We start from the raw sequence: 24,910 nt of genomic DNA on the forward strand, positions 1-24,910 counted from the left end.
CACTCCAAGTGGTAGTCACTGTCAAATTGATTTCTGCTGTTAACATGAGTTCCGCTGTTGAGTCGGCTTCGGCCAGGACACTTCCCGTTTGCCTGCCCGGAGTGAAAGGAGCGATCGGATGGTTCCCCCGGCCGGGTCGGCCCCACCTGCACGCGTCCCGGACCTGCGGGAACGCAGAAGACAGGAGACGCGCCGCGAGATCACCCGTGCGGCCCTGACGCTCTTCGAACAGCAGGGCGCGGCTGCAACGACAGTCGACGAGATCGCGCGCACGGCCGGTGTATCGCCGAGCACCTTCTTCCGCTGCTTCGCGACCAAAGAAGAGTCGGTGTACGAGCCGGACCGGGAGTTCGAAGCCGAACTACTCTCCTGGCTCGAATCGGTTCCTCCCGAGCAAGTCGACCTCGACGGCATCGAAGCCCTCTACGAGCGCTCCCTGTGCCGGCTCATGGCAAGCTCCGACGACACCAAGGACCGCCTTCTCAGAGCCCGCCGCCTCATCGCGTCCGACGATCACCTCCGCGCAGCAGCCTTCGCGACCGACGCCGTCGCGATGTGCCGCATCACCCAGAGTGTGGCGGCAAAGGTGGACGGCATCCGTCCCCCGACCTATGCACGACTGCTCGTCGAAGCGGCGGGCGTCGCGACGCGTACCGCCTTCGACGCGTGGGTCGACGGCATCGAAAAGGGCGACAGCGGGGACCTGGTGGAGATCTATCGGTCGACACGCAGGCAAGCACGCCGGATCTTCACCGGCAGCGACGCCTGATTCTTTCCGACGACAAGGCGTCGTAGCTCTGCTCTAACGGACGGTCCGGTCCGGCCGCCTCGTCGCGGCCGGCGGCGTGGATACCGGCAGCTCTTCTCCCGGGTCGTCGAATTCTGCCGGGACGTCGACCCCCGGTTCCTCGAGGAACGCGGCGAGTTCGACCCACGACGTGGTGCGCGCACGCGCCCCGGTGAGCATTCCCAGGTGCGTGCCCGGTACCTGCACGAACCGCACAGGCGCGTTCGGCAGCAGCCGGACGACCGGTTCGACGGCGGCGATCGGAGCGAGGATGTCCTCGGTGCCGCCGAGCGCGAGCACGGGCGCCGTCACGTCGGCGAGATCGACGATTCGCTCACCGAGGTGAAGTCGTCCGCCCGACAGGTCGTTGGCGACCGTCATCTGCGCGAGCTGGGCGAACGCGCGACCGGCATACCCGGAGATCTCCTCCTGGAACCGGTCGACGAATTCCATCCGGCTCAGTTTGTCCGCGTCGGTGAGATTCGACGCGACGAAAAACGGCCGAGCCAGTTCCCGGTCGAGCGCGGTGATGCGGTAGGCGGCCTGGACGAGAAGCGCGGGTACTCCACCGAACACCGAGTTGAGCACGCCGATCGCGGGTTCGGCGCAGAACCTGCCGATCAACCGCAGCGGCGCCATGACCGGGATCTTCGAGAAGTCGAGCGGGCTGCCGAAGACGGTGATCGACCGCACCGGTAGTTCGGGGTGCGCGGCTGAGGTCAGCAGGGCCATCGCTCCGCCGATACTCCAGGCCACGACGTCGACGTCCCGGTTGCCGCACAGTTCCGACACCCGGTGGATCGCCTCGGGGACGATGTCGTCGATCCAGTACTCGAGTCCCAGATCGCGGTCCTCCGACGTCATCTGTCCGTAGTCGACGACGAAGACGCTGCGACCGAGTTCGGTGAGGTACTGCACCACGCTCTGGTCCGGCATGAGGTCGAAGCAGTCGGCGACGCGGCGAGAGGCGTCACGAGGAGGACCGGGTCACCGTCGTCGGGACCGAACCAGCGCAACGTCCGATGCGGGCCTTTGCCGACGACCACCGAATCCGTGCGGTGGGGCGCCGCGAGACCGTCTCCTGCGAACAACGCCCACGCGTTGTGGGCCGCCCGTGTCACCGAGTCCGTGATACCCATCAGATGCCTCCAGTCCTCGGTGAACGTTCCGGGTAGGAAGATCGTATTGGTCACCCGGCCGGTGCACAGCGACCGGCTTCGGTGAGGTGATCGCGGACGGCCCTCCCGGTCTCCGGCACGAGCTACCAGGGGAATCGCCGAATGCGACGAGCAACACGCCAGGGGTACCCACCTTCAACGCCCTGTCCTCGGTGAGTGCTATCAAAGGGATATGACGTGTAGGGAGTGCGAGAACCGACTCGACCATTGCCACGGGTCCCTGGTCCTGCACTCGACGGTGGACGTCGAGTGCACCGACGACACCTGCACGGATCTGTCGATCGTGCGGCACTCGCTGGTCGCGGAATGCGCCGACCTCGTCGGCGGATGCGCGTGTTCCGTCGTGGCCGAAGAGACGGAGATGCTCGTCGCGTCCTGACGCGCACGCGGACAGACACCTCACACTCGGGGGTCGTGGCTTGCCGCCCCCGGCACTCTTTCCTAACCTGGCGACGAGGGACCGAAGACGGACCCCCGGACGAGCGCACCGTACCCGGCGAGCGACAAGACGGTGTAGGAGCGTTGCGTCATGGCCTGGATCGTTCTCGTCCTGTCAGGTGTACTCGAAGCCGTATGGGCGACCGCGCTCGGCAGATCGGAAGGGTTCACCCGGCTTTGGCCGACGGTCGTCTTCGGAGTCACGGTGGTCGCGAGCATGGCGGGCCTCGCGTATGCGATGCGCACGTTGCCGGTGGGCACGTCGTACGCGGTGTGGGTGGGCATCGGAGCTGCGCTGACCGTCGGATATGCGATGTTGACCGGCACCGAATCCGCGACGTTCGTAAAGCTGTTGCTGATCACCGGAATCGTGGCGTGTGTCGTGGGTTTGAAGCTCGTGCACTGACCGGCCGCTCACGTCCCGACGCTCGGTGACGATGCGGTTACAGTGACCGCATGAACCTCGGTTCCGCGCTGGCACTTCCGTTCCGGGTCGGCCTGTCGGCGGCAGATACCGCACTCGGTATCACCGAAGCCGTCATCGGTACGGTCCGTCTCGCGGTGTCGCCGCAGACGTATTCGGCGCTCGGTGCCGTGGGCCTGCCCGACACCCGCAGTTCGATGGGGCTGCTGCAGCAGATCTCGACGCTCACCTCCGAGGACCGCGGACTCGGCCAGGCGATGCGGCCCGGCGGACCCCTCGACCGTCTTCTGGAACCGGGCGGCCCGGTCGATCGGCTCACTGCCCCCGGAGGATTGCTCGACCGACTGCTGGAACCGGGCGGCGCCCTCGATCGCCTGACCGCGCCCGGCGGACCGCTCGACCGGGTCCTCGCCGACGACGGCGCGCTCGACCGCCTGCTCTCGGACGGCGGGTTGCTCGACCGGCTGACCGCGCCGGAAGGGCCTCTCGAGCGCTTGCTGGCACAGGACGGCGCCGTGGAACGGCTCACCGCGCCCGGCGGCATCGTCGATGTGGCGACGCGGCCGGGTGGTGTGGTCGAACGAGCGTTGGCACAGGGCGGCGTGCTCGAAGTGCTGCTCGCGGAGCAGGGAGCCCTCGACCGTCTGCTGGCGAAGGGCGGCCCGCTCGATCAGATCGAGTCGCTGGCCGGCACGCTCGCGGAACTGACTCCAGGGATCATCAGCATGAACGCGAGCGTCGACATGTTGCGGGAGACCGTCGAACTGCTCCGCGGCGCGGTCGGACCGCTCGGTGACCTCGCGGGCAGACTGCCCGGCCGATGGCTGCGCGGCGGCAAAGGGGAACTGCTGCCGCCCACGTGAGCTGCGGCAGATTCGGCGATCAGCGGTCGGCGCGCTTCGACGCGACGAGGATCGCCGCCGCCCTGGTGGCCTGGTGCGCGGCGGCGAAAAGATCTTCTCCGGTCCCGAGCAGGGCGGCGAGCGTCCCCGCGAAATGGTCGCCGGCACCGGTCGTGTCCACGACGTGCACGCGCGGGACCGCGATCCGCTCGATGTAGTCCTCGGTAGCGACCACCACGTCGGCACCGCCCCGGGTGATCACCGCGCTGCGGACGCGCTCGAGAAGCCGGGTGGCGATGTCGTCGAGGGCGTCACCCGCGGAAGCGTCCGCGTAGAAGAGTGCTTCGTGCTCGTTGACGACCAGCGGATCGGCGTCGGCGAGGACCTGATCGTCGAGCGGGGCAACGGGGCTGGGGTTGAGAACCAGTCGCCGCCGGTGCACGCGTGCCCACCCGACCGCCGCGATGGTGGCGGCGGACGGCAATTCCAGTTGGGTCAGCACGACCGCCGGGTCGAGCGCGTCGAGTGCCGCGGTGACGTCGGAGGCCGTGACCTTCGAGTTCGCGCCGGGGATGACGATGATCCGATTGTCCCCGTCGTCGGTGACGACGACGATCGCGCGTCCGGTCGGCACATCGACGGTGAGAAGGTGCTCGGTATCGACGCCTGCTGCGGTTTGCGCACCGCGCAGCGCAGTCGCGGCGCTGTCGTTCCCCACGGCACCGACCACAGCGGTGCGAGCGATCCGTGCCGCGCCGATCGCCTGATTCGCGCCCTTGCCTCCGGGATACGTTTCGAGACGCCGGCCGAGGACGGTTTCGCCCTCTTCGGGCGCACGAGCGACCACGGCGGTCAGATCGAGGTTCAACGATCCGACGACCGCCACCACGCAGTCCCGAGCATCTGCCACGTCTCGACCTTACGGGCGGTGCAACCTCATGGGCGGCAACCTCACGGGCAGGGCGGCGCGGTCGGCCCGCTGTCTCAGCGGTCCCGGGCCTCGGGTTCGAGTTCGGGGCACATCGCATGCACGACCCCGTCGGCCCACGACTCGCTGACTTCGCCGTGCCGGAGATATGCCCCCAGGTACGAACCGACGAGCATGGACACTGCCGTGTCGATGTCGAGGTCGGCGCGCACCGCGCCGGCGTCGACAGCGGCGCGCAGTACCCCCGCGACCACGTCGCTGCGCGCGTTGATGATCTCGCGGAAGGATTCGGTGAAGTCGGGGTCCTCGTCGGTGAGCGCCGCCCCGACGCTACCCAGTCCCATGTCGCTCGCCAGTGCTCGCCGGACCTGTTCGAGTGTCCACTTCATCCGGTCGTAGACGCACAGTCCGTCCGGGACGCACGGCGTCACGGCCTGCGAGTCCAGCGCAGCGTCGAGAATCTCTTCACGGTTCGCGTAACGCCGGTAGATGGTCGTCTTCGCCACGCCCGACAGGGCCGCAACCGCTTCCACGGTGACGCGATGGGGTCCGTGCACCCGCAGGATCTCCAGCGCCGCCCGCATGATCCGCGCATCCGTTCCGCCGCGCGACTTGGCGGGACGTCGCAGCGATTCTGACACCGGATCCACCTCGGTATCGGCCACCATGTCACTCCTTCTCAGGCGAGAAAGCCCCGCACGGTCCTGAGTGTCTCCGAAAAAAGGACCCGAATCAAACGATACGAAACGCTACGCTACGCTATCCGTATCGTTAGCTTGCACATGGAGGAGGAACGTATGACCGAGATCTACGCACCCACGACAGGCTGTGCCACCGATTCGGAGACCCTCCTCGAGAGCTATCGGACGTACGAAGCTGTCGAACACGCGATCGATCACCTCTCCGACGAGGGCTTTCCCGTGGAGTACCTGCGCATCGTGGGCCAGGGAGTGACCACGATCGAGCGCATCGACGGCCGAATGACCAACGGCAGAGCGGCACTGAACGGCGCGGGCGCCGGCGTATGGACAGGCCTGATCTTCGGCCTGCTCCTCGCCTTGTTCCTCCCGGCGACCAGCATGGCCGCGATCGTGCTCGCTGCGGTGGCGTTCGGCGCGGTGTGGGGCGGAACACTCGGTTTCGCCGCGCATTGGAGTACCGGCGGGCGCCGCGACTTCATCTCCCGCAAGAGCATCGAAGCGGCCCGGTACGACCTGATGGTCGACAGCGACTTCGAGGAGCAGGCGCGCCGGAAACTCGCCCTCCGCTGAGCCTGCTCGTGTTGTGAGATCCCGCACGTCGCCCGGAACGCGTGGGCACGGCCCAAGCGGGAAACGGCCGCATCCGTCGCACGTTCCGCGGGCCCGGCACCAGGGTTCCGACCAGGACGAACGGTGCACCGAAAACAAAAAGGCCGACCTGCATATATGCAGGTCGGCCTTTTTTCGAGCCCCCTAACGGGATTGAACCGTTGACCGCTCGCTTACAAGGCGAGTGCTCTACCGCTGAGCTAAGGAGGCAGCGAACGCCGCCCATCATATAGGGCGTCCTGCCTAGGGTGCACACCGCCCGTTTCGTTACCGTGGAATACATGCGTACCGCCCGACCTGTCTCCGTCCATGCCGGAGGTGGTAGGCGGTGAGCTTGCTGGCCGACGTCCTCGATCGAACTCTCGGTACGCGCCGCGCGACCATCGACGCAGTCATCGCAGCACCCACGCCGCTGCAGCCGATCGACCTTACGGACGATGCTGTGGTCGCCGAAGCTCTCGACGTCGCGGTCCGCGTCGGTGAAGTCCTCCTCGCTTCCGGTACGGGAGCGATCGACACCGCCGAGCAGGTCCGGTTCGTCGCCGCGACGTACGGGCTCGCGCAATGCGACGTCGACGTCACCTACAACTCGATCGTGTTGTCGGCCTACCGGGGGCCGACGATGCCACCGGCAAGCACGATGCGTGTCGTCCACTACCGCTCGATGGACTTCACGCGACTGGCCGCCGTCGATCGGCTGACCAGGCGGATCCGGCGCGACGCCATCTCGCCGGCGCAGGCACATGAGGAACTGCTCGCGATCACCTCGGCCGCCCACCCGTACGACCGGTGGGTGGCGACGATCGCGTGGTCCGGGATGGCCGCGGCGATCTCGGTGCTGCTCGGCGGCGATGCTCTGGTCGCACTCGTCGCCTTCGCGTCGACCTTCGTCATCGACCGCGTGAACCGATTCCTCAATCACGCCGGTCTGCCGTTCTTCTTCCAGCACCTGGTGGGCGGCATCATCGCCACCGCTCCCGCGATCACGTTGTACGGGCTGCGGGAGACGCTCGGATTCGAAGTGTCTCCGGGGTTGATCATCGCCGCCGGCGTCACCGTGCTGCTGTCCGGTCTGTCACTGGTCGGTTCGGTGCAGGACGCGATCACCGGCGCCCCGATCACCGCCTCGGCGAGATTCTTCGAAGTCCTCATGATGACGGGCGGCATCATCGCCGGCGTCGCGACGACCCTGCGCATCGCCGAGGTGCTGGGCGCGGAACTCCCGCTGATCAGTTACGCCGCGCTACCGGACCTGACGCAGTTGCCCACGAAGATTCTCGCGGGTGCGGCGGCAGCGGCGTTCTATGCGCTCGCCTGTTATGCGGAGCGCCGGGCACTGACCGTCGCGGCGCTGGCAGGGGCGACCGGCAGCCTCGGCTACCAGCTGGCGCTCGGGCTCTCGCTCGGCCCGATCATCTCGTCGGCGGTGGCCGCGACCGTCATCGGTTTCGCGGGTGGCCTGATGGCTCGCCGGGCCCTCACTCCCCCGCTGGTCGTCGCGGTCGCCGGAATTACTCCGCTGCTTCCGGGTCTCGCCCTCTATCGCGGGCTGTACGCGATGCTGCGCAACGAGATGAGCATCGGTATGACCGCGTTGTTCGCGGCATTCGGTATCGGCTGCGCGCTTGCGGCCGGGGTGACGCTCGGCGAATGGCTCGCACGACGCACCCGAAATCCTCGGAGCATCTTCAAGGTGGGGTCGCTGCGCCGCCCGCAGCTGCGCCGAATCCCGCGTATCCGGCTGGAGAAGAAGCGGCCGGTCCGGCCGGCCCCGACACCGGTCACCGGTCCGATCCCCATCACCGATTCGATGCCGGCCATCGACGCCGTGGCCACAGAAACAACGAGAGCCACGCTGCGCCTCGGATGGCGCGGGCGTGACTCTCGCCGAATGTGAAGTCTCCGGATATCAGCCCTGACGAGCCTTTTCGTCGGCCTCCATCGCATCGCGGAGGCTCTTCGGACGCATATCGGTCCAGTTCTGCTCGACGTACTCGACGCACGCGGCACGCGACTCTTCGCCGAATACCACTCGCCACCCCTGCGGAACCTCGGAGAAGGTCGGCCACAGCGAGTACTGTTCCTCGTCGTTCACGAGGACGTAGAACCGGCCGTCCTCGTCGTCAAATGGGTTCGTGCTCATCTCGCCTCACTTCTTGCGTAGGTGTGATGGTCCGAAATCCTATCAAGTTCACCGACAACTCCCAGGCCTCCGGGCATCTTCCGTTCCCGGCGCCCGAGGACGGAAGCCAGGATTTCTCCCGCTCGCACCGCCGCATTCGACAGCAGTGACGAGGTGAGACCGTGGGTCTTCTCGGTGCCCCCCTGAAGGTAGATGTCGGCGTCGACGTCTTCCGGTGTCGGCAGCCGGTAGTCGCGGTCCACCGACAGCACCGGGCCGTCGGGCGCGAGATCTCCGAGCAGCGGAGCGAGCGATGCCGGTTCGAATCCGGTCGCCAGCACCACGGCATCGCAGGTGAGGGTCTCCGCGGTGCCCTCGAGATTGTCCCGTACGTCGACCTCGATGCCCGTGGCGGTTTCCCGGGACGAGACGATCTCGGAGGCGCGGCGCATGAACAACCGGCGACGTCCGCTGACACGCTCGCGGTACTCGGTGGCGTAGAGCGCCTCGATGAGTTCCGGCGCGACGACGGAATAGTTGGTGCTTCGATGAAGTGTGAGCACCCGTTCCCGCTCCGCCGGAGACGCGCGGTGCAGTTCGTCGACGACTGCCGGATCGAAGATGCGATTCGCGTACGGACTGTCGTCGGCCGGGCTGTACCCGAAGCGGCTGAAGATGCTGTGGACCTCGGCCTGCGGGTAGTGCGCGTGCAGGTACTGCACTACTTCCGCCGCACTCTGCCCTGCCCCGACCACCGCGAATCGCTGATGCACCGGTTCGGGCATCTTCTCGAGGTGGAACAGGAACTGGTGGTTGTGGAAGCACCGGACCGATTCGGTTGCCCACCGCGGGATCTGCGCCCTCAGCCCGACGCCGACCACGATGCTGTGCGCGTGGACGACGCTCCCGTCGGCCGCCCGGATTGCGAACAGGTCGGCGGTGCCGGTGTGGTTGCGGACGGCTTCCACCGCTGTGACCTCGGTGCCGTACCGAACGTCGGCGGTGACACGGCCGGCCGCCCACCGCAGGTAGTCCTGGAACTCGTGCCGTGTGGGAAAGAACGTCTGGTGGTTGACGAAATCCACGAGCCGGTCACGCTCGTGCAGATACGAGAAGAAGCTGTAACTGCTGGTCGGGTTCCGGAAGGTGACGAGGTCCTTGGGAAACGCGATCTGCATCGTCGCGCCTTCGAGGAGCATGCCGGGGTGCCAGGCGAACTCGGTCTGCCGCTCGAAGAACGTCGCCCGGAGCGGTGCGCCCGGCTCGGCCGCGTTGTGTTCTTCGATGGCGATGGCCAGAGCCAGGTTTGCGGGGCCGAAACCGATTCCGACGAGGTCGAAGACATCCCCCCGAGGTTCGTCCGGATTCTCCGAGTCACCTGCGATAGCGCTGAATCGGTCGGTCATCACTCAACTTCCGTACTCGGGGGCGCGAGCCCGCGGTCAGTGGACGCAGCCCACGAAATGTAGCTCAGGCTAACCTTGGTTTGGGGAGCCTACCAAGGGATGTGCGTCAGCGGGGGACCCCGAACTTCCGAATTCCCAGGGACTTCCGGCCAGCGAGACACCGACCCACCCCGACCGACGCGAGCGCGGCGGGATCGTGTTCGATCCCGCCGCGCTCGCCGCGTCCGTGCCCGGTCCGTCAGGACGCCAGGAAATCCAGCAGCACCTTGTTGACCACCTCGGGACGCTCCAGGTATCCGTAGTGACCCGCATCCGGGATTTCTTCGTATCGCGCGCCCGGAATCGCCGCGGCGACCTCCCGCGACAGATACGCCGGGATCATCCGGTCGTCCGCAAAACCCACCGCGAGGCACGGCTTCGTGATCCCGCGGTACGCGGCACGACGATCGAACTCACGGTCCATTCCCAGTTGCGCCCGCACACCGGGCGACATCTTGCCCCCGCTGAACTCGAACACATCGAGCCAGTCGCGCGCGGTGTTCTCGTCGGCGAGCGACGCGGGCGACAGGTTCATCACCGCAGTCACCGCGGCCTGGTACTTCGGCGGCAACTCGACTCCGCTGTCGTACAACTGCCGCTCCCCCTCGGTGAGGGTCATCTGGAACCTGTCCATCCGCGCATGACCGGCGAGGAACACCGCTTTGCGCACCAGATCCGGACGCGCGAGCGCCAGTTCCTGCGCGACGCGCGCACCCATCGACGTGCCGACGACGTGTGCGGGACCGCCGAGCAACTCGATCAGACCCGCGGTGTCCGCGACGAGATCGTCGAGCGTCATCCCGCCGAGGCTCTCCCCCGACGGCGCGATCCCCCGGTTGTCGAAGGTCGCTACGCGGTAACCGGCTTTCACCAGCGCGGGCACCTGATGCAGATCCCACACCCGGCCGGGGCTACCGGTCCCCATGACGAGAACCACGAGGTCGCCGGATCCCTTGACCTGGTAGTTCAGCGGGATTCCGTTGATCGTCGCAATGGGCATGGAAACCTTCCTCGAAGACTGCAGGGGACGATGCGCCCGCGTGGGAAACGCGTGGCGCTACCGGCCCAACGGTACCGTCACGACCAGCGCCGTGATCGCCACAGGACCCGGCGGGTGGCGCCTCGGCGTCCCACTCTCCTAGAGTCGGGGTAGATGCGTGCTCGCGCCGAGCAGCTACCCCGGGAGGAACACATGACCGCGGACCCGACCACCCCCGACGTTCTCGCCGACGACGATCTCGAACCCGTCGCCGACGAGACAGCCCGACAGGCACAGCGCGTCGTCGCTGCCTACGCCGAGACTGCGGACGAGTGCCGCATGCTGCTGTCCATGCTGGGCATCGACCCGGTCGACAAGCACTGATCAGTTCCACCGGACCGGCCCCTCGAGAGGACACGACGTGACAGCAGGCGACGCGGATGCGACCGAAGACTCCGAGTCGATCACCCCGTCAGATTTCGTCGTAGTCGCCAATCGCCTGCCGGTGGATCTCGAGCGCCTGCCGGACGGCACGACCCGGTGGAAGCGCAGCCCCGGCGGTCTCGTCACCGCGCTCGAACCGATCCTGCGTTCCAATCACGGAGCGTGGGTCGGTTGGGCCGGTGTCGCCGACGTCGACGCCGGTGTCATCGTCGAGGACGACCTCACCCTCTACTCGGTTCCCCTGAGCACCGAGGAGATCGCCGACTACTACGAGGGCTTCTCCAACGCCACCTTGTGGCCCCTCTATCACGACGTCATCGTCCGCCCGGAATACCGGCGCGAATGGTGGAACGTATACGTCGAGGTCAACCGCCGCTTCGCCGAAGAAGCAGCCAAGGCCGCTGCACCGAATGCCACCGTATGGATCCAGGACTACCAGCTGCAGTTGGTCCCGAAGATGCTGCGGATGCTCCGGCCCGACCTCACGATCGGGTTCTTCCTGCACATTCCGTTCCCGCCCGTCGAACTGTTCATGCAGATGCCGTGGCGCACCGAGATCGTCGAGGGACTGCTCGGTGCCGATCTCATCGGCTTCCACCTGCCGGGCGGTGCACAGAACTTCCTCTATCTGGCGGGCAGGCTCGCCGGGCACCAGACCTCGCGCGGCAACATCGGTGTCCGCTCGAAGCTGGGCGTGGTCCAGGTCGGATTCCGGTCCGTGCGCGTCGGGGCATTCCCGATTTCCATCGCATCGGGCGAACTCGACGAACAGTCGCGCAGCAAGGCGATCCGCGACCGGGCCAAGGCCATCCGCAAGGAACTCGGTAACCCGGACAAGATCCTGCTGGGAGTCGACCGGCTCGACTACACCAAGGGGATCGACGTCCGGCTCGATGCCCTCAACGAACTCCTCGCCGAGGGCCGGGTCGATCCTGCCCGCACCGTCATGGTGCAACTCGCGACTCCGAGCCGCGAGCGCGTCGAGTCGTACGTGCAGATGCGCGGCGAGATCGAGCGCATGGTCAGCCGCATCAACGGCGAGTACGCCGAGGTCGGGCGCCCGGTCGTGCACTACATCCACCGCCCGGTACCCCGCGAGGAACTCATCGCGTTCTTCGTCGCCGCCGACGTGATGCTGGTGACGCCGTTGCGCGACGGGATGAACCTCGTCGCGAAGGAGTACGTCGCGTGCCGCAGCGACCTGGGCGGTTCGCTGGTGCTCAGCGAATTCACCGGTGCGGCAGCCGAATTGCGACAGGCATTCCTGTGCAATCCGCACGACCTGGAGAACGTCAAGGACAAGATGCAGGCCGCGATCGAACAGCCGCGGGAGGAAGGTCGCAAGGCGATGCGCGCCCTGCGCCGCCAGGTGCTCACCCACGACGTCGACCGCTGGGCCCGTTCGTTCCTCGAGGCACTGTCACACACGGGCGCTGCCGGGCCGGCACTCATCACACCCGGGGAGGGCCGGTCCGGAAGCGCCGGCTGACGCACCTATCCCACTGAGCGGAATTGTGCTACCGGACACAGCGTATCCGCATACCGTCTGGGCGTGACGACCGAGACCTTTCCCCATCTCCTTTCCCCCGGCAGCATCGGGCCGGTGGCGCTACGCAACCGGGTCGTCCTGCCCGCCATGGACATGAACCTGTGCGACGACGGCGAGATCGAACAAGGCGACATCGACCATTTCGTGGCCCGCGCGCAAGGCGGGACCGGGATGATCATCACCGGATGCTGCGCCGTCGCCTACCCGCTCGGCTGCGCGAGCACCAAGGAACCCGGCCTGTCGGAAGACCGGTTCATCCCGGGACTCACCGCGCTGGCCGATGCCGTCCACGAGGCCGGAAGCGCACTGTGCGTACAGATGACCCACCACGGCAAGGTCGCGCGGATCGACACCGTCAACGATCGGCCGCTGCTGGTTCCGTCGACCCCGAACAGCAGTCCCGACCTCAGCGCCCTCGCCGACAACACCGGCGAGGAACTCCGGAAGATGGCTTCCGTTACGGCGGGTAAGGCGGCCGAGTACCACGAAGCCACCGTCGAGGACCTCGCCTGGCTGACGCGATGCTTTGCAGAAGCCGCCGGCCGCGTGAAAGCTGCGGGTGCGGACGCCGTCGAAATCCACTGCGCACACGGCTATGTGCTCGGTGCCTTCCTGAGCCGCGCCGATAATCGACGTACCGACGAATACGGCGGGTCGCTCGAGAACCGCGCCCGCCTCGCGTGTGAGGTCATCCGCGCGGTCAAGGCCGAGGTCGGCGACTCCCTCGCGATCCTTGTCCGCATCGCCGGACGCGAATTCGGCGAAGCCGACGGCCTGACCACCGACGAGGCAGCCCGGGCGTCGGCACTGTTCGAAGCCGCGGGAGCCGACGCAATCCACGTCACCGGGTGGGGCCGGAACCCGTTCTCCAACTTCACCGACGGGCCGCTCCCCAACGCCGTGGGCGCTTACACCGGACTCGCTGCGGCAGTGAAGAAAGCTGTCGCCATCCCGGTGATCGCCGTGGGCCGGGTGCTTCCCGAGGTGGGCGAGAAGGCAATTGCCGACGGCAGCGCCGACTTCGTCGCGATGGGACGCCAACTGCTCGCGGATCCCGATCTGGTCCGCAAGCTGAAGGCCGGCACGCCGGAGCAGGTGCGGCCGTGCATCAACTGCTACGTCTGCGTCCAGGAGAACTTCTGGGACGACACCCCCATCTGCGCCGTCAATCCTGCACTCGGCAACGAGACGTTGCTGCCGTTCACACCCTCGTCCGCCCGCAAACACATCGTCGTGGTGGGTGCCGGACCGGGCGGCCTCGAAGCCGCACGCGTCGCCACCGAGCGTGGACATCGCGTGACGGTGCTCGACAAGTCGGATCGGCTGGGCGGCACGCTCTGGTTCTCGACCCTCACCACGCCCGACAACGAACGGTTGCTGGACTGGCTCCGGGCCGAGGTCGAACGGCTCGGTATCGAGGTGCGGCTGAACACCGAAGCCACCGCGGCGTCCGTCGCGGCGCTCGCACCCGATGCGGTCGTGATCGCGACCGGCGCGGTGCGCGGCCGGCCGGACGTGCCCGGCGGCGACCTCCCGCACGTGCATACCGGCGACACGCTGCGAGCGCTGATGACCGGCTCCGGGGATGTGTCGGAGCAACCCCTGTTCCTCCGCACGATGGGGCGGCTCGGCAAGCTCTCGGGCATCACGAAGAGCCCGAGTGCCATCCGCGCGGTCACCCGCAAGTTCCTGCCGATGGGTAAGGACGTCGTCGTGATCGGTGGTTCGCTCGTCGGCCTCGAGTTGGCGGAGTTCCTCGCCGAACGCGGTCGTCGGGTGACGTTGCTCGAGGACGGCGCCCAGCTCGGTCTGCCGATGGCGATGCCGCGTCGCTGGACGGCGGTTCGGCACGCCGGGGAGGTGGGCGTGACGATTCACCGCCGGGCGCGGGTGGAACGCATCACCGCCGAGACCGTCGAGTTCCGCGTCGGCGACGAAACCTTCACCGCTCCAGCCGATATGGTCGTCGTGGCGTCGGGTGTCTCGGCTGCGGCACCTCTCGCCGAGCAGCTCGAGGGCCGGGTGCCGGAGATCCACGTCGTGGGTGACGCGGCCGACGTGAGCTACATCGAAGGTGCGATCCACTCCGCGTGGAACGTCGCCACGGTGCTCTAGCGGCAGGGTCCGGAAGCGGGGGCAGCCTAGATCGGTGTCAGCCGGCTCACGAGCCAGCGGTCGTCGTGCTTTTCGAGTTCGACTCGCACGCGACTGCCGCTACTCACCGCTTCCGGATTCTCCGAACTCGTCGTGATCTGGTTGAGGAACAGCAGGGTCACCGCACTGTCGGTGTCGGCAGAGACCACCGATGATCCCTGCACACTCACCTGGACGCTGATGGCCTTCTCCTTGGCCCCGGGCGCGATGACGTTCTTCATCAGGTTCGTGTACTCGTCGCGGAAATCTCCGGTGAGACCCTCACCCGCCAGGGCGATCTGGTCGTCGACCTCGTCGAAGTCGTAGGCGAGCATCGCGACGGCCTGCTCTTCCGCCGCCACCCGTGCTTCGGTGCGGGCTGCTTCGGCGGCGGCGTCCGCGCGCGCTCCGTATGCGAGCCAGCCGACGAGGACCGCGAACACCAGCACGACGACCGACAACCCGATGGCGACGTGCCGCAGATACGGCTGTCCGCTGTCTGCCTGGGAGGTACCGGGGGTATCCGCGTTCACCGCAGCATCCGCCGCCGGTCCCGCCGATCCCGTCTCGGTGTCGGTACCCGTCTTGCTGACCGCCTCCGTCTTGCTGCCGGTGTCCGACTTGCTGCCGGTGTCGACTGACGTCACGTGCTTGTCCTTCCGGTCTTCCGTCACGGCACGAACTCCACTTTCGACGCGAGCAGCCTGCCGTTTTCGTCGCAGATCGTCACCCGCAGACGGAAGTCGCGCGGTTCGGGTTCGGTCTGGTCGGCGTTGCTCACCATCGCGCGGGACGCCACCAGCGACGACGCGCACGTACCGTCCTCGTTCTGGATGCCGGCCTCGAGCACCTCACCGACCGTGGTGACACCGGCCTGCTGTACGACCTCGACGAACGGGCCTTCCCGTCCTTCGAATTCGGCCTTGAAATCGCCGGTCGCGCCCTCGATGAGCCGTTGCACGTCGGCATCGGCCGAGTCGGCCCGGATCGTCGTCAGGTTCAGCACCGTCTGTCTCGCTGCCTGCACGAACGCTGCTCGTCGCTCGTCGCGCTCGCCAGCGGACTGCCGGTCGAGGAGCAGCCACACACCGGCCGCGATCACGGCGATCAGAAGCACCGAGGCGATCACGACCACCCGCTTGGGCCATCTCGGCACGGCAGGTGCCGCGACCGCCGGAGGAGTGACCGCCGCGGCGGGTTCCTCGACGGCAGCTTTCTCGGCTGCGGGAGCGTCGGTGGGCGTGGGTGTGGGTGTGGGCGATGCCGCCTTCACATCCCCGGTGTCGGCCGCACTCGACGGTGCGGTTCCCGGGCCGGTGTCCTTGTGGAGGTCGACGGCGGGACCGTCTGTGTCTGTTTCGCCTGCCATCAGCCCTGCTGTGCCTTCATGAAAGTCTCCAAACTCCGGTCGTCTCCCAGTTGGGCGTGGGTGTACACGGTGCCGTCGGGACCGATGTACGTCCCGGTCTGCGGATCGATGCGTCGCGCGGTCACGCCTGCCGGTTCCGCAGCGCCGCCGCCTTCGGTGTGTGATGCGGGCGTCGGCACAACATTCTCGGACCCTACCGGCGTGGGAGGACCCTGCCAGGGATTGTCCGAGTATTTCGGTGTGTAGCCCGTGCGGCACTGGTCCGGCGTCGGCGCGCGCCGGCCCGGATACTCCATGCACGGCAGGTTGCGGGCACCGCGCTGAGCGTTCGGGAAGTCCTGCGGCAGTTGGCAGAACACGTCGCCCGGCGTGTCGACCATCGAGGTGTCCGCGGGGCTGCGCCACTGGTCGGGTGGAACGAATCCCGACAGGCACGGCGGCGGGTCGTGAAGTTGGAGATGGAAGTCCACCACAGCGCCGTCTTCCGGAGGTCCGGAACCGGCCGCGGTGATGAGCGCGGTTGTCATCGGCGGGTACAGCACGAGAATCTGCTCGATCCCCGGGTTGTAGATGACACCGACCTCGCCGACACTCACGAGGTTCGAGAGCAGGAGCGGAAGCGTCGGACGGAGGTCCTGCAGCAATACTTCCGCTTCGACGGCGGCCGACGGACCCGTCTCCAGGAGCGTCCGGAGGTCGGGATCGCTCTGACGCAACCGGTCGGTGAACGTCACCATGTCGCGTGTCCACGACCGGATGGCGTCGCTGGTGACCGTCTGGGTGTCGAGCAGCGGCCCGGCCTGGTCGATCAACTGCCGGGTTTCGGCGCTGCTTCCCGACGCCTCCTGCACGAAAAGGCGTGTCGAGTCCAGGAGATCCTGTAGTTCCGGACCCGACCCGTTGAACGCGTCGAACGCTTCGTCGACGAGCAACTGCAAACGGGTGTCACCGATGCTCGCGAGCAGTACGTCGGCCTGATCCAGCAGAGCGCCCACCTCTTGCGGCACGGTGGCGCGGTCCACCGGGATCACGTCGCCGTCCTCGAGGTAGCCCCCGCTCGACGCTCCTTGTGGGGGAACGAGATCGACGTACTGTTCCCCGATGGCCGACACGCTGCGGACGGCTGCGTCCACATCGGCCGGAATCTTGTAGTTGCTGTCGATCGAGAGTGTGGCGTCGACCCCGGCGGGCGACAGCGCAACCGATTGGACGGTCCCGACGGTGATGCCCCGGTAGGTCACGTTGGAGTGCGGGTACAGGCCACCGGTGGAGGGGAGTTCCACGGTGAGTGCGTACCGCCCCACGCCGAACAGCGCGGGAAGCCGCACGTACTGCAGCGTCATCACCACGAGCCCGATCACGGTGAGTACCGCGAAGATCGAGAGCTGGATGCGTACGAATCGCGAGAGCATCATGGTCCGAACACCCCCTCGGGAAGCCCGGGAATCGTGATCTCGCCGAGCCCGGGGATCGAGAGTGTGCCCGCCGGTCCCGGATCGGGTTGCGGGGGTGGCGGTGCGAGCGGTGCCTGGAACGGATCGACGGCCTGGGCGGCCAGTCCGGCATCCTGGCCGAGGATCCCCTCGGGTCCGGCCAGTCGGCCGGCGAGCGGGGTACCGGTCAGGAAGTTCAGGTCGAGCCGGTCGAGTGTGAGGTCGATCGTCATCGCGAGGTTCGCGTAATCACCCCGGATGACGTTGTTGATACCGGCCTGTGGGAAGGGATACGTCAGCAGCACGCCGAGGACTTCGGTGAGCGCGCTTCCCGAGTCGGCCAGCGCCCGCAGTGTCGGCGCCAGACCTTGCAGGTTCGCCTTCAGGTCGTCGTTGGAGCTTTCGACGATACGACTCGCCACCGTGCTCAACTCGCCGAGCGACGACATCGCCGACGTGAGGTTCTGCCGCTGATCGACGAGGACTTCGAGCGCGGGCGGCAGTTCTTCGAGTGCCCGTACGAGTGTGGCGTTCTGGTTGTTCACGGTCACCGCGAGCCGGTCCATGCCTTCGAGCGCGGACACGATGTCCCCGCGCTGGGTTTCGAGCGAGGAGACGAGTTCGTCGAGACGGGGCAGCAGGTTCCGGACGGAATCCTCCCGGCCCACCAGGGCGGAGTTGAGTTCGGTGGTGATGTCGTTGATCTGCGCCAGACCGCCACCGTTGAGCACCAGCGACAGCGAGGAGAGAGTCTGCTCGGTCGTCGGGTACACGCCCGCACGCTCGAGCGGGATGAGATCGCCGTCCGCGAGACGGCCGCGTGCGGGTTCGTCGACCGGGCTGAGCAGTTCGAGGTGCTGCGACCCGAGCAGGCTCGTCTGGCCGATCTTCGCCGTCGCATTGGCGGGGACCACGGTGTCCTTGTCGAGCGCGACGGTGACCAGCGCGTGCCATCCCTGCACCTCGATCGCGGCGATCGAGCCGACGGTGACATCGTCGGCCCGGACCGGCGAGTTCTGGGTGAGCGTCGTGACGTTGGGCATCTCGATCTGCACCCGGTAGGCACCCTCACCGCGACCGGCCGTGCCGGGCATGGGTATCGAGTTCAGACCACCCCACTCACATGCCGTCAGGGTCAGCGATGCCGCCATCACGACCGCGGCCGCGGCGGTGCGCCGCGCATTCGACCGGCTCATCGTCCGCCTCCCGGCTGCAGCAGCGTTCCCAGATCCTGCGGGACCACGATATTCGGCAATCCACCCAGCAAACCGTCGAGCGGCGTCGGTGCCGGAGCCGCCTCCGGAGGTGCGGTCCCCCGGCCGGCGGAGGCACCCTCGAGCCACGGCTCGCTGTAGACGATGTCGCCCGGGAACGCCTGCACGCTCGCGAGCGGGTTGGCGAGCGCCGGCAGGTAGTTGGCGCTCATCGAGGCGAGCACCGGGCCGAGTTGCTGACGGCACAACTCCTCACTTCGTTCGGAGGTCGCATTCGCGGCGGCACCGACCGACCCGCACATCCACTCGACGGGATTGGCGAGGTTGTTGATCGCGAGTGCACCGGTGAGCGATCCCTGGGCGGGCTTGTAGATGTTGTAGAAGTTGGCCAGCGACGTCGGGCCGGAGTGCAGGATCCGCTCGATCTCCGGGCGCTTGCGCGCGAGCACTTCGGTCGCATCGGCAAGGCGCTCGACCGATTCGGTCAGTCCGGCACGGTTGTCCTGGACGAAGCGCTGCACGTCGCCGACCGCGATACCCAGGTCGGTGAGCGAGACCCCGAGCTGATCGGAACTGTCCGCGAGGACGTTCGAGACGGAGGCGAGCCGGCCGCCGAACTGCACGATCTGCTCGTTGCTCGACGAGAGCACCGAGACGAAGGTCTGGAGGTTCCGGATGGTCGAGAACAGGTCGGTGCGGCCCTCGGACAGCGTGTGCATGGTGTCGGAGAGTCGGCGCAGAGTGGAACGGATGGTTTCTCCGTTGCCCTCGAGGTTTTCGGCGGCGGTGTCGATGAACCGGCCGAGCGACCCCTGCGGATCGAGTTCTTCCGGGCCGAGCGCCTCGGACAGACGCATGAGCTCGGTTTTGATCTGGTCCCATTCGACCGGCGACGCGGTGCGCTCGACCGGAATCGTCGCGTCGTCCTCGATGGCCGGTCTACCCGAGTAGACGGGGGTGAGCTGGACGAAGCGAGCCGATACGAGGCTCTGTGCGATCACGACCGCGGCGGCATCAGCGGGCACGTCGATCGAGTCGTCGATCTTCATGGTCACCCGCACACGATCGTCGGCGGGTTCGATGTCGGTGATTCGCCCGACCGACACGCCGAGCACGCGCACCTCGTCACCCTTGTACAGCCCACTGGTGGAGACGAACTCGGCGTAGAGGGTTCGTTTGCCGAGATCGGGCAGCACGAACAAGACGAAGCCGGCGACGAGTGCGACGGCGACACCGGCCGCGATCGCAGGCAGCAGCCAGGCCGGGCGGCGGGAGGACTTCTGCGGGGCCGGCTCGTTGGGGTTCGCCGGCAGGGTCTCGGTGCTCATTCGCCATCCCTCGTGATCGACGGGGGCTCTTGGGGAATCACGTTCTGGAGATCCTCGGGGAGAAGGTCGGGCGCAACCTGGCTGTCCACGATGGCTTTCCACCAGGGCGCGGGCAGGATGTTGGACACGTAGGCGTTGAAGAACGGTCCGCTCGCCACGGATTCGCCGAGCGCACTGATGTACGGACCGAGACCGTCGAGGGCACCGGCGATGTTCTCCTTGTTGGCCTGAAGATTCGCTGTGACCGCGTTGAGTTTCTCGAGCGTCGGGCCCATCTGGCTCTGGTTGTCCTGAACCAGGCCGGTGAGCTGACGCGACACCGAGGAGATGTTCGCGATGAGTTCGGTGATGGCGTCACGGCGCAGATTGAGCTCACCGAACAAGGCGTTCGCGTCCACGATCAGTGCATTGACCTGATCGCTGCGCTGCGACAGGATCGCCGTCACGTTCTCGGCGCGTTCGAGCAACTGCATCAGTGACTCGTCGCGCGAGTTGATCGACTGCGACAACCGGGTCATGCCCTCGAGGGCGCCCCGAATCTCCGGCGCTGTGTCCTGCAGCGAATCCGACAGGGCATCGAGAGACTCGTTGATCTGCCCGGTGTCGAGTTCCGACACCGTGGTCGTCAGGTCACCGAGCGCGTCGGTCAGCGAGTACGGCGAGTTCGTGCGGTCGATCTCGATCACCGACCCCGGACGCATCACGCCCGAGCCACCCGGACGGACGGCGAGCGACTTCCTCCCGAGCACGGTATTGGTCTTGATATCGGCTCCGGTGCCGTCCCCAAGTCCGATCCCGTCCTCGACCGTGAACGTCACGAGCACTGCCTGGCCGTCGAGCCTCACGTCGGTCACATCTCCGACGGTGACACCGGAGAGCATGACGTCGTCGCCGGCGACGAGTCCGCCCGCGTCCTCGAAGCGAGCCGAGTAGCTCAGTCCCCCGGACAGGAACTGCAACTGGTCGTACTGCAACCCGGCGAGGACCAGGGCGGCGGACACGCCCAGACCGACGATGCCGATCTGGATGTGACTGCGTTCGCGAGGTGCACTCATTCGACCTTCGCACACCTTCCCGTGTCGTGGTTCGCCGTGGTGTACCGGATGGTGGTGCCGTCCGGCCCGGAGAACTTGAAGGTGTTGGCGCAGAGGAAGAACTGGAAGAAGTTCCCGTAGGCACCCACGCGGATCAGCTTCTTGTAATCCGTCGGGAGTCGTTCGAGTGTGCGGTTGATGTCGTCCTCACCCAGGTCGAGTTGTGTCATGGACCGGTTGGTTTCGGCGATCACCGACTGCAGATCCGGCCGGTTGTTCTGCAGCAGGGCCGTGAGGTCGGCTGTGCCCGCTGCGATCTGCGGAATGGATGCGCCGATCGGGTCCTTGTCGGCTGCGAGTCCTCCGGCGAGCGCACTCAGCCGGTCGATGGTGTCGGTGAACTCTTGATCGTGCTCGTCGATGGTGCCGAGGACGCCGTTCAGATTGTCGATGACGTCGCCGATCAGCTGGTCCCGGTCCGCCAGCGAATTCGTGAACGAATTCGTGTTGCCCAGCAGCGACACCAGGGTCTGCCCCTGTCCCTGGAACACCTGGAGCAATGCGCCGGACAGGTCGTTGACCTGCTGGGAGTCGAGCCCCTGCAACAGTGGTTTGAACCCTCCGAGCAGAAGGTCGAGGTCCAGCGCCGGTTCGGTCTGATCGATCGGGATGGCCCCGCCCGGTTGAAGAACCTCGACGCTTCCGGGACCCTCGAGAAGTTCGAGATACCGGTCTCCCACCAGGTTTTCGTAGCGCACGGTCGCGCGGGTTCCGGTGTAGAGCGTGTACTTCGAGTCGACGCCGAATTCGACTTCGGCGTGGTTGTTCTCACCGATATCCACACCGTCGACCGAGCCGACCTGGACACCGGCGATGCGCACCTTGTCGCCGGACTTCAGGCCGGACACGTCGGTGAACGCCGCATGATAGGTCTCGCTGCCGGTGAACCGGGCCTGGCTGAACACCACCGCCAGCCCGGCGAACACGAGGACCATCGTCAGGGCGAAGATCGTGAACTTGATCGTGGTGGGCCGCATCGTCACTGCCCTGCCGCGAGCTGGTCGCCGAACAGGTACCGGAAGATCGTCGGGTAACGCACCCATGCCTCCGTGGCCGGCTTGTACGGCGTGACCCCGGTGTCGGTCACGACGAACTTCGCGTTCCCGTCGCGGCGCGGATCGAAGTCAGGCAGCCCCCAGCAGTTCGGGCCGCCCGACGCGCCCACCACGGGCAGATCCTGGGCAGCGTTGTAGGGCGTGGCTCCACCCATGAAACTCGTACTCAAGGTGAGCGCGGCATACTCGCCGGTTCCGGCCATCGGCTCGAACGCGACGCGCGCATCGTTGAGCCCGACGATGAAGCAGGTCAGTCCGGGCGAGTACTCGCCGAGCAGCCCGGTGGTGTACGACAAGCTGTCGAGTGCGGTGACCACTTGGTTCTCGTTCTCCCCCAGCACGTTACGTCCGGTGTTCGCCAGACCGGTGAGATTCATGAGCAACAGGTCGAGCTGTTGCTGTTCGTCGACGACGGTGTTTCCGACATCGGTCGCGTTGCCGACAGTCGTCATCAGGTCGGGTGCGGTGTCCGCGTAGAGATTGGTGACGTCGGCCGCCGCACTCAGGTCGTATTGCAGCTGCGGGAGAGAGGGATTCATCTCCGCCAGGTAGGCGTCCGCGTCGGCCAGAGTTGCTCCGAGTTCGTCGCCCCGGCCGTTGAGCGCTTCGGAGAGCGCGCCGAGCGTGGCATTGAGCTTCTCGGGCTGTACCTGCGCCAGCACTTCGGACAGGTGCTCGAAGACGGTGTTGAACTCGACGGTGACGTCGTCGGCCGAAATCACCGCGCCCTCCCGCAGCGGTACCGGTGACGGGTCCTCCGGCACCACGAGGTTGACGAACTTCGCGCCGAATACGGTGGTCGATTCGATCGACACGCGCGCATTGGACGGGATGAGGTGCATCTGACCCGGCTGCATCGCTAAGCCCAGCACGGCACCGTCGGGAGTGTGCTCGATGGACGAGACCCGCCCTACTTCGACGCCACGCAGCTTGACCTTCGCATCGGGTTCCATCACCAGTCCGGAGCGCGGCGCGGTGACCGTGACCGGGGTGGTGGAGGTGAACCCGGCGGCGAACATCGTGAGGGCCACGAAGACGACCGCCGCGAGACCCCCGACCATCAGGAACGCCGCAAGCTTCTTCTTCCACGAGGGAGTGTCCATGTACCGCGCCCTATCCCGACAGGTTGAAGTTGCCGGTCGCGCCGTACACGGCGAGAGAGATGAGGAGGGTGACGGTGACGACCGCGACGAGGGACGCGCGCACAGCGTTTCCGACGGCCACACCGACCCCGACGGGGCCACCGCTCGCATTGAACCCGTAGTAGGTGTGGATGAGCATGACGGCGATCGCCATCACGATCGCCTGAACGAACGACCAGAGTATGTCGGTCGGTATGAGGAATGTCGTGAAGTAGTGGTCGTAGACGCCGGCCGACTGCCCGTAGATGAAGACGGTCGCGAAACGGCTGGCCACGAAGGACGCGATCACCGCCAGGGAGTACAGCGGGATGATTGCGATCATCCCCGCCAGCACGCGGGTGGACACGAGATACGGGATCGACGGAATGGCCATCGTTTCGAGTGCGTCGATCTCCTCGGAGACCCGCATCGCGCCGAGTTGGGCCGTGGATCCCGCACCGATGGTGGCGGCCAACCCGATTCCCGCAATCGTGGGCGCCGCGATGCGGACGTTGATGAACGCCGCGAAGAACCCGGTGAGCGCTTCGACTCCGATGTTGCCGAGTGAGCTGAAGCCCTGCACAGCAATGATTCCGCCCGTGAACAAGGTGAGGAATCCGACGATGACGACGGTGCCGCCGATCACGGCGAGTGCGCCTGTGCCCATGCTGATTTCGGCGACGAGCCGAACGGTTTCCTTCGGGTACTGCCGCAGCGCGCGCGGAATGGTCGCCAGCGCCTTGGCGAAGAACAATGCCTGCTCACCCACGCCGTCCACGGAGGACGACACACGGGAGAACCGTCGCGCGGCCCTCGGGAATCGCCCGGAAATCACTGCCATTGCGTGTCCTCCGCGCTCATCCGGCCGTCAGCTTGATGCCGACGGCGGTGACCAGAAGATTGACGACGAACAGTGCCATGAAGGCGAAGACGACCGTCTGGTTGACGGCGTCCCCGACACTCTTGGGCCCACCTTTGACGTTGAGTCCGAGATAGGAGGCGACGAGGCCTGCGATCATGCCGAACAATCCTGCCTTGAGCTGGGAAATCATCAGTTCACCGAACCCGGTGAGAAGGGTGATTCCGTTGATGAACGCACCGGGGTTCACGTCCTGGAGGAATACGGAGAAGACGAACCCTCCGAGAATGCCGATGGTGCAGACGAGTCCGTTGAGGAGCAGTGCGACGACGGTCGACGCGAGCACGCGTGGGACGACGAGGCGATGGATCGGGTTGATGCCGAGCACCCGCATCGCGTCGATCTCCTCGCGGATGGTGCGGGCCGCGAGATCTGCACAGATAGCGGTGGCACCGGCGCCGGCCACGATGAGCACCGTGACCATGGGCCCGACCTGGGTGACGGCTCCGAGTGCCGCGCCGGCACCGCTGAGGTCGGCCGCGCCGATCTCGCGGAGCAGGATGTTGAGGGTGAAACTGACGAGGACGGTGAAGGGGATCGCGACCAGCACGGTCGGTACCAGGGAAACCCGCGCGACGAACCATGCCTGATCCACGAACTCGCGTCGCTGGAACGGCCGGGAGAACATGGCTCGGGCGGTGTCGCCCGTCATGGCGAAGAGTCCGCCGACTGCGCGGAGCGGAACCTCGAGGAGATCTACCACGCTCTCCCCTTTCGTTCATCCGCCCGGCCGCAATGCGGTGCACAGAAACCATTTGTGACCCGCGTCATAGTAACTAGAACGTGTTCACGTGTCAA

The 24,910-nt window shown here is 66.7% G+C and carries 25 protein-coding genes, 1 tRNA gene and 1 riboswitch; of the genes, 9 read left to right on the forward strand and 17 right to left on the reverse strand.

Annotated features, from left to right (window positions below; translation table 11 throughout):
* Positions 1 to 118: 118 nt before the first annotated feature.
* Complete coding sequence (locus AC0B44_RS05230; RefSeq protein ID WP_471901864.1) at positions 119 to 769, forward strand: TetR/AcrR family transcriptional regulator; 651 nt, start codon at positions 119 to 121, stop codon at positions 767 to 769.
* Positions 770 to 802: 33 nt separating this feature from the next.
* On the opposite strand, the gene AC0B44_RS05235 is transcribed toward AC0B44_RS05230, so the two are convergent.
* Entirely contained in the window at positions 803 to 1,723 is a 921-nt protein-coding gene (locus tag AC0B44_RS05235; protein WP_471901865.1) for an alpha/beta fold hydrolase, read from the reverse strand.
* A 414-nt stretch (positions 1,724 to 2,137) separates the two neighbouring features.
* On the opposite strand from AC0B44_RS05235, the gene AC0B44_RS05240 reads away from it, so the two are divergent.
* The 3 genes from AC0B44_RS05240 (at position 2,138) to AC0B44_RS05250 (ending at position 3,690) form a co-directional block, all read left to right on the forward strand.
* Positions 2,138 to 2,344, forward strand: a complete 207-nt coding sequence (locus AC0B44_RS05240) for a hypothetical protein (protein ID WP_471901866.1) — start codon at positions 2,138 to 2,140, stop codon at positions 2,342 to 2,344.
* 74 nt (positions 2,345 to 2,418) lie between these two features.
* Positions 2,419 to 2,483: riboswitch (guanidine-III (ykkC-III) riboswitch) on the forward strand.
* Positions 2,484 to 2,494: 11 nt separating this feature from the next.
* Positions 2,495 to 2,809 (forward strand): DMT family transporter, encoded by a 315-nt coding sequence (locus tag AC0B44_RS05245; RefSeq protein ID WP_471901867.1) that lies wholly within the window; start codon positions 2,495 to 2,497, stop codon positions 2,807 to 2,809.
* Between the two features lie 50 nt (positions 2,810 to 2,859).
* Positions 2,860 to 3,690, forward strand: a complete 831-nt coding sequence (locus tag AC0B44_RS05250; RefSeq protein ID WP_471901868.1) for an ABC transporter — start codon at positions 2,860 to 2,862, stop codon at positions 3,688 to 3,690.
* Positions 3,691 to 3,709: 19 nt separating this feature from the next.
* On the opposite strand, the gene AC0B44_RS05255 is transcribed toward AC0B44_RS05250, so the two are convergent.
* Positions 3,710 to 4,579: a ribokinase gene (locus AC0B44_RS05255; RefSeq protein WP_471901869.1), complete on the reverse strand. Its 870-nt coding sequence runs from the start codon at positions 4,577 to 4,579 to the stop codon at positions 3,710 to 3,712.
* Positions 4,580 to 4,653: 74 nt separating this feature from the next.
* Entirely contained in the window at positions 4,654 to 5,265 is a 612-nt protein-coding gene (locus AC0B44_RS05260) for a TetR/AcrR family transcriptional regulator (protein WP_471901870.1), read from the reverse strand.
* A gap of 129 nt (positions 5,266 to 5,394) precedes the next feature.
* Here AC0B44_RS05260 and AC0B44_RS05265 point away from each other — a divergent pair, with 129 nt between their 5' ends.
* On the forward strand, positions 5,395 to 5,868 hold the full coding sequence (locus AC0B44_RS05265; RefSeq protein WP_471901871.1) for a YflT domain-containing protein: 474 nt from the start codon (positions 5,395 to 5,397) through the stop codon (positions 5,866 to 5,868).
* A 177-nt stretch (positions 5,869 to 6,045) separates the two neighbouring features.
* On the opposite strand, the gene AC0B44_RS05270 is transcribed toward AC0B44_RS05265, so the two are convergent.
* A tRNA-Thr gene (locus AC0B44_RS05270) sits at positions 6,046 to 6,117 on the reverse strand.
* A gap of 118 nt (positions 6,118 to 6,235) precedes the next feature.
* On the opposite strand from AC0B44_RS05270, the gene AC0B44_RS05275 reads away from it, so the two are divergent.
* The gene (locus AC0B44_RS05275; protein ID WP_471901872.1) at positions 6,236 to 7,804 is read left to right on the forward strand and encodes a threonine/serine exporter family protein; all 1,569 of its coding nucleotides are present in this window, start codon (positions 6,236 to 6,238) and stop codon (positions 7,802 to 7,804) included.
* Between the two features lie 12 nt (positions 7,805 to 7,816).
* Here AC0B44_RS05275 and AC0B44_RS05280 read toward each other — a convergent pair whose 3' ends face one another.
* The 3 genes from AC0B44_RS05280 to AC0B44_RS05290 all read right to left on the reverse strand — a co-directional run bounded on the left by AC0B44_RS05280 (position 7,817) and on the right by AC0B44_RS05290 (position 10,474).
* Positions 7,817 to 8,050 carry an MbtH family protein gene (locus AC0B44_RS05280; protein WP_072702139.1) on the reverse strand — a complete coding sequence of 78 codons (234 nt, stop codon included), beginning with the start codon at positions 8,048 to 8,050 and terminating at the stop codon, positions 7,817 to 7,819.
* Complete coding sequence (locus AC0B44_RS05285; RefSeq protein ID WP_471901873.1) at positions 8,047 to 9,435, reverse strand: lysine N(6)-hydroxylase/L-ornithine N(5)-oxygenase family protein; 1,389 nt, start codon at positions 9,433 to 9,435, stop codon at positions 8,047 to 8,049. Before AC0B44_RS05285 ends, AC0B44_RS05280 begins: the two co-directional genes overlap by 4 nt.
* 238 nt (positions 9,436 to 9,673) lie before the next feature.
* A complete protein-coding gene (locus AC0B44_RS05290) occupies positions 9,674 to 10,474 on the reverse strand; it encodes an alpha/beta fold hydrolase (protein WP_471901874.1) in 801 nt (266 codons plus the stop codon).
* Between the two features lie 153 nt (positions 10,475 to 10,627).
* Between AC0B44_RS05290 and AC0B44_RS05295 the strand changes: the two genes are divergently transcribed.
* From AC0B44_RS05295 to AC0B44_RS05305, 3 genes are read left to right on the forward strand one after another with little or no spacing between them, the layout of a single operon-like run.
* Positions 10,628 to 10,837: a hypothetical protein gene (locus AC0B44_RS05295; protein WP_471902079.1), complete on the forward strand. Its 210-nt coding sequence runs from the start codon at positions 10,628 to 10,630 to the stop codon at positions 10,835 to 10,837.
* Positions 10,838 to 10,874: 37 nt separating this feature from the next.
* Positions 10,875 to 12,386 (forward strand): alpha,alpha-trehalose-phosphate synthase (UDP-forming), encoded by a 1,512-nt coding sequence (locus tag AC0B44_RS05300; RefSeq protein WP_471901875.1) that lies wholly within the window; start codon positions 10,875 to 10,877, stop codon positions 12,384 to 12,386.
* Between the two features lie 57 nt (positions 12,387 to 12,443).
* On the forward strand, positions 12,444 to 14,561 hold the full coding sequence (locus AC0B44_RS05305; protein WP_471902066.1) for an oxidoreductase: 2,118 nt from the start codon (positions 12,444 to 12,446) through the stop codon (positions 14,559 to 14,561).
* A 26-nt stretch (positions 14,562 to 14,587) separates the two neighbouring features.
* Here AC0B44_RS05305 and AC0B44_RS05310 read toward each other — a convergent pair whose 3' ends face one another.
* From AC0B44_RS05310 to AC0B44_RS05355, 10 genes are all read right to left on the reverse strand, one after another.
* Complete coding sequence (locus AC0B44_RS05310; protein ID WP_471902067.1) at positions 14,588 to 15,061, reverse strand: twin-arginine translocation pathway signal; 474 nt, start codon at positions 15,059 to 15,061, stop codon at positions 14,588 to 14,590.
* Positions 15,062 to 15,249: 188 nt separating this feature from the next.
* A complete protein-coding gene (locus AC0B44_RS05315; protein WP_471901876.1) occupies positions 15,250 to 15,948 on the reverse strand; it encodes a hypothetical protein in 699 nt (232 codons plus the stop codon).
* Positions 15,948 to 17,363, reverse strand: coding sequence for an MCE family protein (locus AC0B44_RS05320; protein ID WP_471901877.1), 1,416 nt, complete (start codon positions 17,361 to 17,363; stop codon positions 15,948 to 15,950). Before AC0B44_RS05320 ends, AC0B44_RS05315 begins: the two co-directional genes overlap by 1 nt.
* Positions 17,360 to 18,577, reverse strand: a complete 1,218-nt coding sequence (locus AC0B44_RS05325) for an MCE family protein (protein WP_471901878.1) — start codon at positions 18,575 to 18,577, stop codon at positions 17,360 to 17,362. The genes AC0B44_RS05320 and AC0B44_RS05325 overlap by 4 nt, the downstream gene beginning before the upstream one ends.
* A complete protein-coding gene (locus AC0B44_RS05330) occupies positions 18,574 to 19,923 on the reverse strand; it encodes an MCE family protein (protein WP_471901879.1) in 1,350 nt (449 codons plus the stop codon). Before AC0B44_RS05330 ends, AC0B44_RS05325 begins: the two co-directional genes overlap by 4 nt.
* Entirely contained in the window at positions 19,920 to 20,978 is a 1,059-nt protein-coding gene (locus tag AC0B44_RS05335) for an MCE family protein (RefSeq protein WP_471901880.1), read from the reverse strand. Before AC0B44_RS05335 ends, AC0B44_RS05330 begins: the two co-directional genes overlap by 4 nt.
* Entirely contained in the window at positions 20,975 to 21,994 is a 1,020-nt protein-coding gene (locus tag AC0B44_RS05340; RefSeq protein ID WP_471901881.1) for an MCE family protein, read from the reverse strand. Before AC0B44_RS05340 ends, AC0B44_RS05335 begins: the two co-directional genes overlap by 4 nt.
* 2 nt (positions 21,995 to 21,996) lie before the next feature.
* Positions 21,997 to 23,175 carry an MCE family protein gene (locus AC0B44_RS05345; RefSeq protein WP_471901882.1) on the reverse strand — a complete coding sequence of 393 codons (1,179 nt, stop codon included), beginning with the start codon at positions 23,173 to 23,175 and terminating at the stop codon, positions 21,997 to 21,999.
* A gap of 10 nt (positions 23,176 to 23,185) precedes the next feature.
* Positions 23,186 to 24,034: an MlaE family ABC transporter permease gene (locus tag AC0B44_RS05350; protein WP_471901883.1), complete on the reverse strand. Its 849-nt coding sequence runs from the start codon at positions 24,032 to 24,034 to the stop codon at positions 23,186 to 23,188.
* A 16-nt stretch (positions 24,035 to 24,050) separates the two neighbouring features.
* Complete coding sequence (locus AC0B44_RS05355) at positions 24,051 to 24,815, reverse strand: MlaE family ABC transporter permease (protein ID WP_471901884.1); 765 nt, start codon at positions 24,813 to 24,815, stop codon at positions 24,051 to 24,053.
* Positions 24,816 to 24,910: the final 95 nt, after the last annotated feature.

The sequence above is a fragment of the Rhodococcus sp. NPDC019050 genome (assembly GCF_055664235.1).